This window comes from Vibrio clamense, assembly GCF_050337905.1.
Lineage (GTDB): Bacteria > Pseudomonadota > Gammaproteobacteria > Enterobacterales > Vibrionaceae > Vibrio > Vibrio cortegadensis.
Window position 1 is genome coordinate 373,433 of sequence record NZ_JAKJTJ010000019.1, and the last position, 12,023, is coordinate 385,455.

At 45.3% G+C, this 12,023-nt stretch carries 20 protein-coding genes; 3 read left to right on the forward strand and 17 right to left on the reverse strand.

Annotated features, from left to right (window positions below):
• Positions 1-15: 15 nt before the first annotated feature.
• The 14 genes from L4C39_RS04565 to L4C39_RS04630 form a co-directional block, all read right to left on the reverse strand.
• Positions 16-159, reverse strand: a complete 144-nt coding sequence (locus tag L4C39_RS04565) for a DUF6890 family protein (protein WP_429744696.1) — start codon at positions 157-159, stop codon at positions 16-18.
• 41 nt (positions 160-200) lie between these two features.
• A complete protein-coding gene (locus L4C39_RS04570) occupies positions 201-464 on the reverse strand; it encodes a putative phage tail assembly chaperone (protein ID WP_429744698.1) in 264 nt (87 codons plus the stop codon).
• The gene (locus L4C39_RS04575; RefSeq protein ID WP_429744700.1) at positions 461-700 is read right to left on the reverse strand and encodes a hypothetical protein; all 240 of its coding nucleotides are present in this window, start codon (positions 698-700) and stop codon (positions 461-463) included. The genes L4C39_RS04570 and L4C39_RS04575 overlap by 4 nt, the downstream gene beginning before the upstream one ends.
• A 2-nt stretch (positions 701-702) precedes the next feature.
• Positions 703-933, reverse strand: coding sequence for a hypothetical protein (locus tag L4C39_RS04580; protein WP_429744702.1), 231 nt, complete (start codon positions 931-933; stop codon positions 703-705).
• Positions 933-1,442: a hypothetical protein gene (locus tag L4C39_RS04585; protein WP_429744704.1), complete on the reverse strand. Its 510-nt coding sequence runs from the start codon at positions 1,440-1,442 to the stop codon at positions 933-935. Before L4C39_RS04585 ends, L4C39_RS04580 begins: the two co-directional genes overlap by 1 nt.
• The gene (locus L4C39_RS04590; RefSeq protein WP_429744705.1) at positions 1,439-1,657 is read right to left on the reverse strand and encodes a TraR/DksA C4-type zinc finger protein; all 219 of its coding nucleotides are present in this window, start codon (positions 1,655-1,657) and stop codon (positions 1,439-1,441) included. The genes L4C39_RS04585 and L4C39_RS04590 overlap by 4 nt, the downstream gene beginning before the upstream one ends.
• Positions 1,658-1,685: 28 nt before the next feature.
• Positions 1,686-2,141: a phage protein gene (locus tag L4C39_RS04595; RefSeq protein ID WP_429744707.1), complete on the reverse strand. Its 456-nt coding sequence runs from the start codon at positions 2,139-2,141 to the stop codon at positions 1,686-1,688.
• Between the two features lie 3 nt (positions 2,142-2,144).
• Positions 2,145-3,266: a DUF2586 domain-containing protein gene (locus tag L4C39_RS04600; protein WP_429744709.1), complete on the reverse strand. Its 1,122-nt coding sequence runs from the start codon at positions 3,264-3,266 to the stop codon at positions 2,145-2,147.
• Between the two features lie 15 nt (positions 3,267-3,281).
• Positions 3,282-3,938, reverse strand: a complete 657-nt coding sequence (locus L4C39_RS04605) for a phage virion morphogenesis protein (RefSeq protein WP_429744711.1) — start codon at positions 3,936-3,938, stop codon at positions 3,282-3,284.
• Positions 3,922-4,416: a phage tail protein gene (locus tag L4C39_RS04610; protein ID WP_429744713.1), complete on the reverse strand. Its 495-nt coding sequence runs from the start codon at positions 4,414-4,416 to the stop codon at positions 3,922-3,924. Before L4C39_RS04610 ends, L4C39_RS04605 begins: the two co-directional genes overlap by 17 nt.
• Positions 4,413-4,832: a head completion/stabilization protein gene (locus L4C39_RS04615; protein ID WP_429744715.1), complete on the reverse strand. Its 420-nt coding sequence runs from the start codon at positions 4,830-4,832 to the stop codon at positions 4,413-4,415. Before L4C39_RS04615 ends, L4C39_RS04610 begins: the two co-directional genes overlap by 4 nt.
• A gap of 130 nt (positions 4,833-4,962) precedes the next feature.
• Positions 4,963-5,691 carry a phage terminase small subunit gene (gpM, locus tag L4C39_RS04620; RefSeq protein ID WP_429744716.1) on the reverse strand — a complete coding sequence of 243 codons (729 nt, stop codon included), beginning with the start codon at positions 5,689-5,691 and terminating at the stop codon, positions 4,963-4,965.
• Between the two features lie 9 nt (positions 5,692-5,700).
• A complete protein-coding gene (locus L4C39_RS04625; protein ID WP_429744718.1) occupies positions 5,701-6,705 on the reverse strand; it encodes a phage major capsid protein, P2 family in 1,005 nt (334 codons plus the stop codon).
• Positions 6,705-7,574 carry a GPO family capsid scaffolding protein gene (locus L4C39_RS04630; RefSeq protein ID WP_429744720.1) on the reverse strand — a complete coding sequence of 290 codons (870 nt, stop codon included), beginning with the start codon at positions 7,572-7,574 and terminating at the stop codon, positions 6,705-6,707. Before L4C39_RS04630 ends, L4C39_RS04625 begins: the two co-directional genes overlap by 1 nt.
• Before the next feature lie 175 nt (positions 7,575-7,749).
• On the opposite strand from L4C39_RS04630, the gene L4C39_RS04635 reads away from it, so the two are divergent.
• From L4C39_RS04635 to L4C39_RS04645, 3 genes are all read left to right on the forward strand, one after another.
• On the forward strand, positions 7,750-9,537 hold the full coding sequence (locus L4C39_RS04635; protein ID WP_429744722.1) for a terminase large subunit domain-containing protein: 1,788 nt from the start codon (positions 7,750-7,752) through the stop codon (positions 9,535-9,537).
• The gene (locus L4C39_RS04640) at positions 9,538-10,572 is read left to right on the forward strand and encodes a phage portal protein (RefSeq protein WP_429744724.1); all 1,035 of its coding nucleotides are present in this window, start codon (positions 9,538-9,540) and stop codon (positions 10,570-10,572) included.
• A gap of 536 nt (positions 10,573-11,108) precedes the next feature.
• The gene (locus L4C39_RS04645; protein WP_429744726.1) at positions 11,109-11,360 is read left to right on the forward strand and encodes an Ogr/Delta-like zinc finger protein; all 252 of its coding nucleotides are present in this window, start codon (positions 11,109-11,111) and stop codon (positions 11,358-11,360) included.
• Here the strand turns inward: L4C39_RS04645 and L4C39_RS04650 are convergent.
• The 3 genes from L4C39_RS04650 to L4C39_RS04660 all read right to left on the reverse strand — a co-directional run bounded on the left by L4C39_RS04650 (position 11,355) and on the right by L4C39_RS04660 (position 12,018).
• Positions 11,355-11,573, reverse strand: a complete 219-nt coding sequence (locus L4C39_RS04650) for a hypothetical protein (protein WP_429744727.1) — start codon at positions 11,571-11,573, stop codon at positions 11,355-11,357. The two genes, L4C39_RS04645 and L4C39_RS04650, sit on opposite strands and share 6 nt — an antisense overlap.
• Positions 11,574-11,666: 93 nt before the next feature.
• Positions 11,667-11,795: a hypothetical protein gene (locus L4C39_RS04655; RefSeq protein WP_429744729.1), complete on the reverse strand. Its 129-nt coding sequence runs from the start codon at positions 11,793-11,795 to the stop codon at positions 11,667-11,669.
• The gene (locus tag L4C39_RS04660) at positions 11,788-12,018 is read right to left on the reverse strand and encodes a hypothetical protein (RefSeq protein WP_429744731.1); all 231 of its coding nucleotides are present in this window, start codon (positions 12,016-12,018) and stop codon (positions 11,788-11,790) included. The genes L4C39_RS04655 and L4C39_RS04660 overlap by 8 nt, the downstream gene beginning before the upstream one ends.
• Positions 12,019-12,023 lie beyond the last annotated feature (5 nt).

A 12,023-nucleotide genomic window follows, 5' to 3' on the forward strand; every position in this document is an offset into this window, starting at 1 on the left:
CTATTTGCTTAGTGATTAACAGCCAAAGCCTTTGGCTACACCGCTAGCAGTAACGGCTTGCATGTTTTCCCAATGGTTTTTCTCTAACCAAATCGCATAAGCAAAGTTTTGATCAGTATCCGGTTCATTGGGTAGCCACTTTCGCCGCCACGCATACATCTTTTGCCTGTCGCTGCTATCCACTGCCGCGACAAGCGCATCTATTTTTTTACCGAGATAGAAAGCTTAGGTGCGTACTCTTTAAGAACGGCGCCATAAATCTGCGTAGCTGCACCTGCGTTATCGTTAGTGATTTCACGCAATGCGTCTTTTGACTTTTCGTTCACACAACTCATTAAGAAGTTATGAGCGGCGCTACTTGCATCACCTTGTAAGATGGTGTTTTGCGCTTCGTCGTACTCGGCTGGCGTTGGGTTAAACTCAAGATCAGTTGTTCCAACGGTTAAAACAATGGCTTTTGTCATGCTGCTTCTCTCTGTTTTAGCATTTCAATCATTCTGCTAAAGCCCGTTTCAATCTGGCGCTCTACACGCTCAGCTAGGTCTTTAACTTCATCTTTAGTGGCGTAATACTCCGCCACATGAGTTTTGTAGTCCGAAAGCTCTTTGGACAATTTGAATAAGTAGCCAATAAGGGCGCTGACTATCAAGCTAAGAAATGTTGCCAGTGCCACTAAAGCGTTTAGCCAACTTGGATCCATAGCTATTCCTTCTGTGGGATTTCCTTCAATCGCTTGCCTTGAAGTGATGCAATAACATCATCAACGGTTGCTTGCACAACGTCGTTGGTGCTTAGGTCACGAAGTTTTTCAAGCCCCCATACCACTGCGCGAGTTGCAAAGCGTTCAAGAATGATTTTCCAGCCAATTTGAAAGAACAGACCTTTCAATACTTCAAGTAAGGTTTTGCCAATAATTCCAGTTAAAAAGCTCATTACTTATCTCCAACCATGGATTTGTATGCGTTTAGGTAATCCGCTGCTGTGGCTTTACCTGCGTGAGTGTTCCAATACTTCTTGGCGTACCGCGCTAACCCTTCAAGATCGTCGGCTTCTGGCAGTGCTTCTGGGAATCGAATCAAGTTCAACCGAGCCGTAGCCACCGCGAACTGGGGCGAAATCACCATATAATCAGCATCATTTTGACCAATGGGCTCTGCGCTAATGGGTGCAAACATCGATAAAGCATCCAACAGATGGGGCCGCGTTTTACCTAACCACTCAATCAACCATTGGAATGTGGCAGGTTCCATTTGAGTAAACCCAAGCGCAGGGCCGCGAACCTGTTTTGAATAGGTCAACTTTCCAGACTCATGAGCCACAATCATCAAAATCAGATTGATAGCCGCTTGCGTGTTCATCTTGCCGTGTCCACCTGTCACCATATCTAAATGGTCAAGAACAGGCTTAATTACATGCTCTACAAAGAGCTCTCCTAGTTTCATCGCGTCATTTTCTCCAAGTCGCTTTGGCATTGGGTGCAGTATTGACACCCTGATACTTTTTCGCGGCGTTCTTCGGGTATTGGCTCGCCACACTCACCGCATTCTTGTGCGCTTTCCCGTTGTTCATTTTGCTTAGCCCTTGCCAGTTGGTTGGCAAGCGCCACTTCTGTGAATTGGGTTTCAAGGCCACTGGCATGGTCGATAACATCAGACATTAAGCCCCCTTATCCATTGAGCAAAAAGCTACTGAACCAAGTCTTCAGTTTCATCTGGGCGAAGGTATGGAACGCCGTTGATGTTCACAAAGTCTGGGCTTGTCACTTCGAACGGCAGTTTGTGAACCAATGCACTGCCACCAGTAGAATCAGCATCAAGAAGATCAGAGATTTTGATACGACAACCGAAGGCTTCAATTTTCAGTTCATCTTTATCAATCTTGCCGTAGAACAGCGCGTCAAAATCTGGCATACCGCGCCAAGAACCGGCTTGTTTTGCTGCCTTGCTCAACTGGTTGAATTGCTGCGTAGTGAGTTCCATTTCACCACTTGCTTCTACATCGCCATCGACATAACCATCTGGCACACCAGAGGTTTTATTGACGGCGGAATTATCCGTAATAGACAGGCTGACCTTTTGCGCTTTTAGCTTGTAGTCACCCATTGAAAAGTGCATGTTCTTGCCAGAAATACGCATACTCATTGGTTACGCCTCCGCATCTGCAGGGTTAGAGAGATCAAGCCCGATGTTGACAACAATGTGTTTCGGGCAGTTATGAGGGCGAACCATTAAGCCAATGTTTACTTTGGTCTTGCTCATCCACTGAATCGATACATCTTCATCACGTGGTGGCATGATTTCACCAGGGAACGGGATACCGCCAATTTCAGTGGTTTTCGACATATCACGCATGTCTTTGCTGAAATAAGTACGGTTGAGTTCAATGCTTGGCGGTGTCGAGTTTAAAATTCGGTCTGCAATACGACGAATCGCTTTAATACGAACGCGGCGGTTAAGCTTGTGAGTGGGACGAACATATTCAAGGTATTGAAAATCGCCACCTTTGGCTTCAAGCGTGGTGCCATCTGTCCAGTAAATACCTTCCATATCCGCATACCATTGCGGAAGTGAATAACGAGCACTTGCTAAAGCAGAAATGGTGCTCATTTCCAATGGCTTGCCTGCGCTATCCACTGGCATGTCACCAAGACCTAATAAGCTACCCGTTGCCACTCGCATTGGGCTATCAGCTACCGTCACAGCGCGATCACATAAGCGACCACCAAGTACACCGACGTTATTGCCGTTCAGCTGTGGCACTGGTGTCACCATGTTTGCGGCAACATCTTTGACTAGGGCTAGCATGGCCGTTTCATAGTCCGACCAAGTTTGGTTATCTGCATCAATGCCAGGACAAGCAGCAAGGAAGAACACCCAACGACCAAGTTTGCTCGTAAGCTCTGTTGCTTTATCTTGCATCGTTGTGAACTCGGCTTTGTCGGCCACAACATCAACAATACAAATACCTTCAAACGAGTCGGTACGGTTGGCAATGTCTACGGCTTCTTGCCAAGTTTTACCATCCGCTAAACCGAAGATGGCACCCGTCCAGTTTTGTTTGCCATTGAGCTGCGCGGCTTTGACGTTTGCGCCTAACACATCATCGGCCACCACTTCATCAAGGTTGGTCATGTTGTTTACACGTGTGACCTTGCCTTGCAGTTCGGCTTTATCGGTGCGCCCGATGTAGATCAGGTGGCGTTCAATTTCTGGGATCCCGCCTTGCCCTAAATTGAGGTTGTTTACCTCTACCTTTCCGGTTGCCATTGGTTATTTCCTCGTTTATGTTCGCTTCTTGGCCTGCTCAAAAATCTTTATGAGTTGGCGGGTGACTTCGCGTTCTTTACTGCCTAGTATTTGGCGCTGAGCTAATGGGATGTCCCAAGCGGATGCATTGGGCTGATTACTCAGCTCTCGAATAATTTGCCCTGCTTGACCATGGGTAACGGTATCCATCAATAAGCGCAGGCTTGGTTTCTTCCGCCCTTTGCCACTTTTTCTCGCTACCGTGTAACCGAGTTCCCTTAGCTTTCGCGCTTGTCCTTTTGAACAAGGCGCGGAATAGTTTGGTGTTCCCCACCGTTTTTGCATTTGGCGCTTGGTCATTTTTTGCTTTTGACCAAGGTGATGCCTAGCGGCAATTCTTGCGGTGAGCTTATTGCTCCAAGTTAGGTCGAGCATGTTGGCGTTTCTTACATAAGGGGTTAACCCTTTCGCCATACGGCGCATCACTTTGCCGCGCTTCTTCCCTTTTTTGGGTGCTAATGCTTGGCCTCGAACGTCCTTCTGTTGCTGAATTCGTTTGCGAGTATTGGCTTTTTCCCAACGACCTAGGGTTTTCAGTATCCAAATTCGCTTTTTAGGCGGAAGTGCTAACATGGCAAGCTTTTCTTGCATGTTGAGCGCATCCCTCTTATTGACATTAATCGTCGGTTTCATTCACCAACTCCGCTTCTTCTGCGGTGTAAATCTCTACGGCTTGGACTCGGTATTTGATGCCACGCCAAGTAATCATTCCCGCTTCTGGGTCTGGTACGAGTTCAATGGGTTCCATCAGCTCAAGCTCTATGCTTACATCAGCTAATGAACTGCTGATCACATCGACCGAAAGCGTTGGGTCTTCGAGTTCTTGCTCGTTGCGTTCTTCTTCATGGTCACTTAACCAACAGGCAATCAGAGCCAGTAAACAGCGTGGGTCTAATAACTGGTGAGGAAATTCCTCAACCGAGATCACCGCGTTGTATTTCCAATAACAAGCGATATAACCATCGTTTCCACGGTCTTCACCACTTGGCACAATTGAGCCGTTCTCTTGCCAAGCATCAATTTTGTTATCCAATACATTGCTATTGAGGTGACTAACGATGTAATCCGTTAAGTGCTCAAGCTTGGTTTTGTTGTAAACGGTTTCGTTCATATAAAATCAACGCCATTACCACTGCACCCCAATAGCGCTCGAACATCACGATTACTTTGAGCCATGAACCGTGCACTCTGCTGTGGATCATCGGTAGCCACACTCTCCCCTTCTTTTCGCCTATCTTGCGTCGCAAATTCAGGCAACAGCTCCGCATGTGCTCGGCCATAAACTGCGCGTTTATACAACGTTGATTTGGCAATATTGAGCGAAGGTGAAACCTCATTAATCTGCAGACTTTCAAGTTGTCCTTGAACATTGAACGCAGCAATCGTGATCGCTGCCGCTATAGAAGAATTATCGAACGTATGTGGAATTCGTCGTAACTGGCGAAATTCATCGGTTGATAAATTCGGCCACCCTTCGCCAGGGAGCTCGATGTTACTCGTTTTATCGACTTTTCCGCCAAAACTCATGATTCACCTTTTCAAGACATCACAGAATGAATGCGCCTCTAGCCACTGAGTCGACGGAATAAACAGGGTGATAAATCACTTGTTCTTCCTCGTCAGTCGAGGCGCGGTGGCATAGGAGTCGTTTATCTACTTAGAGATTGTCGCCGCTTTCTAGCGCTCTCAGCCGTTGGTCGATTTTGTCGATCATCGTTTTAACGCCAATCGGTGGGTGCTCATCTTGAGCTTTAAGCAAATAGGCTTTGGCTTTCTCCAGTCGTTCGCTGTCAGCGACTGAGCCTGCATGCACCTCCCCTTTTTCATTACGAAGAAGGTAAAGCCCTGCGAACTTGAACCACTTGGCGCTGAGTTTTTCAGTGATGGTCCACTTAGGTTTTTCACCATCAGCACTGGGTATTAAATTGGTAAACACATGATTAAAGTACGGCTCAATAGCATGGCCATATGACGCCATTCGCTCAGACCATTTCAGTACTTCATCGGCGCAGAACGTGGCAAAGTCACGCTTGAATCGCTCTGGCGTATCAAACCCGCGTTCGATAGCGATATCACACCACTCAATAGCCGTTTCAAGATCATCAATATCAAAAAGCCAAATCACCATTTGAGCAAATAACGGATTATCGAATTGCTCGTCACCCGCTAAGTACTCTTCAATCGCTTCACGGTATTTCGGTACCAGCACTTCACGTTTATGGCTGACCTTTTCATCTAAGCGGTTGAAACTCTTTAGCACCTTCAAGTCAGTTTCCAGCTCAGCTAATAAGAGGTGAAGACTGTTGGGTTTGGCGACGACATTACTCGATGGCTTATTGCTTTCTGATACCAACCGTTGTCGCGCTCTCGCTAATGGACTTGCCATGCGCTACTCCTAAGCAGGGTCAACAATGGCCACAGCTTCAATAGCCGCGAACTTGTCAAGATTACCAATCGCATAACCCTCAAAACGCCACCATGTAGTTTCATGTTGAGAACGGTCTTCTTCATCACGAGACTTACGGTGTTGAGTTCCTTTTTGTTGAAGAATTTGTAAGTTCTTCAAGCTGGTCACCCATAAACCATCAGCAGGGAAGTACGGCGCGGTATACGCTTTTTTACCTGCAATGGTTTTCGCAAGAGACTGAGCCGCTTTGTGCTCGGTTGGCGTATTCGCTGATTCAAGTAAGCGATGTTGCTCAGCCGCCACTAGGTTGCGGCCCACGATCACCACCAAATCAGGGTCTTCTTGGTGCGCCTCATGGATCACGTTATTGATTAAGTCGTTCGCTAACGAATCAAGATTCTTATAGGAATCTTCCGCCGCGCCTGTTGGATCAAGTTTCGCAGAAGGTAAGACTTGCGCAGCCGCTTTCTCTTTGGCAATCGTCAGCCAGCCTTTATTCACATCCTGCCCTAACGGGTTATTTTCAGGGTCGGTGGTTTCGGCAATGCTTGTGCCGTTAAACCCAATCTTCAGCATGTCCAAACCAAAGTTTTGCGTAATGGCGTTGTTCATTAACTTAATGAACTGACCTTTATCACCCGCATTAGCCCATTGGACGATCAGTTCCCAAGGAATAGCCGCGCCTGAATCGGTTTTCACCAGTTCATAGGTATTGCCATCAAGACCAACTTGGCCACGGAAACGACCACCTTTAACACGGCCTGTTAACAAAGAACCGGTGCCCACATCGACCACTTGGCCTTTGATTTGCTCGACAGGCGATACCGTAATCAGTGATAGAAAACCGACTCCAAGCATGATCGCTTGACGCAGTTTGGTTTCCATTGGAGGCTGAATAGAAAACTTCTTAGAAGAATCACTCACACCTGCCGATTTCGCCACGGCTTCGCTGTAATGTTCTAGGTACTCTTCAGCTAATTTGGTTAAGGACATTAAATGGCCTCCACAGTTTGAGAGCCATTACCTTCTTCACCTGGCTTTTGGCCTGGTATTTCTTGCTCTAGCTTATTGAACTTGGTTGCTAACTCATCTTGTTTAGTAGCAATGCCCTGAACCGCAGTTATCAGCTTTGAAAAGTTTTCGCTGTTACCTTCAATGGCTGATCCTTCATCACCGTCCGGTTCATTAACTTCATTCTCTTCAGGCTTATTTTGATTTTGCTCAAACGTAGAAAAGCGAGTTTCCAGCTTTTCTTGTTTGTCGGAAACGCCTTTGATACCAGCCATTAGCTGATCAAATTGCTCTTTTTCCACGTTTTGTTCCTCTTGTTGAGATTCGTCGATTGAACCAGTTTTGAAATAGCTCATTAACTTGCGAAAACGACTCGGTTCTTTCCCCTCTTCTACATCAGCCACTTCTTCAATTTGGAATGGTTCTGGCTCTGCATAAAAAGAGGTTTTTGAACTTTTGTTGAATTTCAGTTTTTCAGTTCCTAAGCTGCCCGGCTCATCAGTCACTCCCAAACCTGCTAAGTAATATTTACCTGTACCGTCAAAGTCCTTAATATCCAGTTCAATAGAGCAAAAGGCTTTCTGGTCCATTTCATTGGCTTGCATTAACTGTGAATTTGGGCGCAACTTAGCAAACAACCTTAACTTGCCTTGCCACTCTTCAGCTTTAACCGCAACGACGTCACCCCAAGCACCAAACCAACGACGATGATCAGGCCAAATACGAGCGGTATATTCATCAGGATTGTAGGTGTCAGCCATATCTTTCAGGATGCTTTCATCAATTTTCCGGCCATCAATTGCATTACCAGCGGTAGCAATTCGAATCCAGTTTGTTTGCAGTTGGGGCATCTTGTTTTCTCAGGTCTGTTAATTAGCTGTTTGCGTCTTAGTGATAATCACAATACGCCTTTGAATCGGTGCTTTCAGCCACTTCAATTCCGACCAATTCGGATACAGGCTATATCCGAACGCATCCGAATTTTGCTATGCAATTTAGGGGGTTGCCTGCGCGTATGATTGGCTCATGGCATATACTCCCGAAACACGACACGCGGCCCGAGCGCTTTATTTAAAGGCTTGGACACCCAAAGAAATCGCTTCCGAATTAGGTTTGAACAGCACCCGTATTCTTTATCACTGGGCTGACAAATACGGATGGCGTGACATGCTGCGCGAGCAAACTATTGATGAGTCGATAGCGCGTAGAATTGAAACCTTGTTAGAGCTGGAAAGCCCAACCAAAGGCCAGCTCGATATGCTTGATAGACTTATCAAGCATCACGTACACCTCAAGAAATTCCGCGCTCAAGAAAAGCAAAACACTGAGCATTCCAACACGCAACAGCCACCCTCTTCTTCCAAATCGAAATCAAAATCGAACGGCAAATCTTCACGCGCGACTCCATCAGACGATAAGAAAAAGAAGAAAGGCAAAAATAATATCTCTGAGCTGAGTGAAGAAAACTTTAAGTCCTGGCATGACTCGCTCTTTGAATACCAACTCACGATGCGTGACAACTTGCATCAACGTATTCGAAATATTCTCAAATCCCGTCAGATTGGGGCGACTTACTACTTCAGTGGTGAAGCGCTAGAGAACGCCATTTTAACTGGCGATAACCAGATTTTTCTTTCTGCTTCTCGTGCTCAAGCCGAAGTCTTTCGCAGTTACATTATTGCGATTGCAGCTGAGTTTTTAGGGATAGAATTAACCGGCAACCCGATCATCTTATCGAACGGTGCTGAGCTGCGTTTTCTATCGACCAATTCGAAAACCGCGCAGAGTTACCATGGCCATGTTTATGTGGATGAGTATTTCTGGATCCCGAAATTCGATGAGTTGAACAAACTTGCCTCGGCCATGGCCACGCACAAGAACTGGCGCAAAACCTACTTCTCGACGCCTTCAGCTAAAACTCATCAGGCTTATACTTTTTGGACAGGTGACCAATGGCGTAAAGGTCGTGATACTCGCGCCAACATTGAATTTCCATCATTCGATGAATACCGAGACAACGGCAGGCTTTGCCCAGATAAGCAGTGGCGCTATGTCGTTACCATCGAAGATGCCGCAGCTGGCGGTTGTGAACTTTTCGATATTGATGAACTGCGTGATGAATACAGCAAGGACGATTTTGAAAACCTCTTCATGTGCGTATTTGTCGATGGCGCCACCTCTGTCTTCAAATTCTCAGCACTTGAAAAAGCCATGGTGGATATCAGTCGATGGCAAGATTTTAACCCAAGAGACAAAGACCCCTTCTCAAGCCGTGAGGTATGGCTTGGTTATGACCCAAGTCGAACCCGTGACAATGCTTGCTTAGTAGTAGTGGCCCCACCGATTGTTGCTATTGAGAAGTTTCGCATTCTTGAAAAGCATTATTGGCGTGGTTTGAACTTCCAATACCAAGCGCAGCAAGTCTCAAAAGTATTCGAACGTTACAACGTCAGTTACTTAGGCATCGATACCACGGGCATTGGTGCCGGTGTTTTTGACTTGATCAAGAAGAAGCACCCACGAGAAACCGTGGCCATTCAATACAGCAATGAAAGTAAGAACCGCTTAGTGATGAAGATGATTGATGTGGTTGAAGCTAACCGCATCCAGTTTGATGCGGAGCACAAAGATATTGCCATGGCGTTTATGGCCATTAAACGCGCCACAACTAACAGCGGTAATAACATGACTTTCAAAGCAGAGCGCAGCGAGTTAACGGGTCACGCCGATGCCTTTTGGGCGATTTCTCACGCTTGTATCAATGAACCTCTCGACCATTCTGAAAAACGCAAATCAACTTGGCAGACAACTTAAATGACTGAGCAGACAACCGACCTACCCACACAAGACACGTTAGCCAAAGAATCAAACCATGACGAAAGCATCATGTTTAGTTTTGGCTCACCTGAAGTGATGGATAGAGACTTTACCAACTACGATTACAACGAACTTTTCTACAATGACCAGGATGATTACTGGGAGCCGCCACTCGATAGAACGGGGTTAAATAAACTGACCCGAGCCAATGCTTACCATGGATCCATTTTAATGGCGCGCCGCAATATGATTTCAGGCCGCTTTGTGAAAGGTGGAATGCAAAAGCAGCAAGTGCAAGCTGCCGTTCATGATTATTTAGAGTTTGGTGATACCGCCCTACTTAAGCTGCGTAATTATTTAGGCAAAGTCGTTGGGCTTTGGCCCGTTCCTACCATGTACATTCGCAAACGTAAAAATGGCGATTTTGCTTTTCTTGGACGGGAGAATAAGCAGCGTACTTACAAACAAAAAGACATCATATTCATTAAGCAATATGACCCAGTTCAGCAAGTTTATGGTGGCCCCGATTATTTAGGGTGCGTTCAATCTGCGCTATTGAGCCAAGATTCCACCACATTCCGCCGCCGTTACTACAAGAACGGTCTGCATATGGGCTTTATCTTCTACGCGACCGACCCAAACTTGAGCAAGGAAGACGAAGATGATTTAAAAACCAAGATGGCCTCAAGCCGTGGTGTGGGAAACTTTCGCTCGATGTTCATTAATATTCCAGGAGGCAATGAGAAAGGCATTCAACTTATCCCTGTTGGGGACATCGCCACCAAAGATGAATACGAGAAGATTAAGAATGTCACGGCGCAAGAGGTGATCACTGGTCATCGGTTCCCTGTGGAACTGGCCGCAATCATTCCAAACGGTGGTACTCGTGGCGACCCGATCAAGTTTGATTATGTCTACAGCAAAAACGAAGTGATACCCGCTTGCCAAATGTTTATGGATGCGGTGAATAACGACCCAGAAGTGCCAAAGAATCTTCATTTTGAATTCGATTTAGACAATGAAGCAACGTAAAACAGTCACAAACACAGTGAAACGTTTTGCAATTTTGTTTTAGCCTTTCAATTCCCGTCAGCCCTTACTCTATAAGGGCTGACAAACATCTAAAATGATCATTAAAAACAGAAAGAGATCATTCAAAAACCTGACGTAAAATACAAACAACACATAAAATCAACAAGTTACAAAAACAAAGAGATCTTTTGTGATCATCAAAATTTCAATTTATTGCAATTTTTTGCACTCTTCGCAATTTTGTTAGCCCTATTTTAAGCCATTTTCAGAGGAGATAATTCTCTGCAAGCCCCGTTATTCCTAAAGGGCTTGCGCCATGTTGAGGCTTTTATGAGGTGGCTTAATTTCGCTGAAATAAAATTGCGAAAAAATGAGATCAAAAACGTCGCAGGTGGGGAGGAGGAGTGCGTTTTCCGTCACGTAGGCGTGCTTTCCGTGAGTCACAGAAAGCAGCACACCTAGGTAATGTCACTGTATAAATCCTCACCATAATTTAGTACCATTAACTTGTCAGTCGATAGGTCTATGGTGTTCAGATGAGAGTAATTTGCCCCGAGTGTGGCGAGAAGAGTCGCATACAGAAATCAAACCGTATTTCAGCGAGTTATAGCGACTTATATTGCAGTTGTAGTGACCCCGAATGTGGCCACACCTTTGTGATGAACCTTAGCTTTAGTCGCACCCTTAGCCCTTCAGCTAAAACAACTTCTCAATTGGCATTTAGCTTAGTCAAAGCCCTACCGCCAGAACAGCGGCAAGAGCTCCAACAGCAGCTATCTATGCTATAAATGAAAAGCTGGACTTTCTGCTTCTGCGGCCATTCCAATTATCGATTGAATGGCTTTTATTTTATCTACGTCTAATTCACCTTTATTGTCTGCTATTAACAGCCCCACTAAGTAGCACCCTACCTGTGCGCTACCTTCGCGAGCATCACTCATCGACATGCCATCAATAATGACCTCAAGTGATTGTTGAAACAGTTCTTTTTTATCAGACATACAAATACCCCTACCAACGACACAAGAATATTACTGTATATTTAAACAGTGGTAAACAGGTGTTTTTCTTACTTTTAAATATCGAGAATAAGATCACCCTAAAGGTAAATGAATAGCGAGTTTCATCATATCCATAAACATCCAAGCGCACTGGCCACCGAACTCAAATGCAAAACCGATCGCAAAGGCGAATATCATGTATTGTTGAATTTGCTTATTCATTTGGTTCACCTGATTCAACACTCATGAACTCGGAAGGATTGCTGTTATCACATAGATTTACTAGCAAGTTGAGTGGCGTTGTATCTTCCATTTCTGCCATTAATTTAAGAGCTTCAAGATCATTGGTTGCACCGTGATACTTTTTGTAATCTTCAAGGCCTAGCCAATCAGACTCATTATTAATTTCAACTTTCAAATGTAGAGTTAGTTTTTTATCTGTCATTCTTA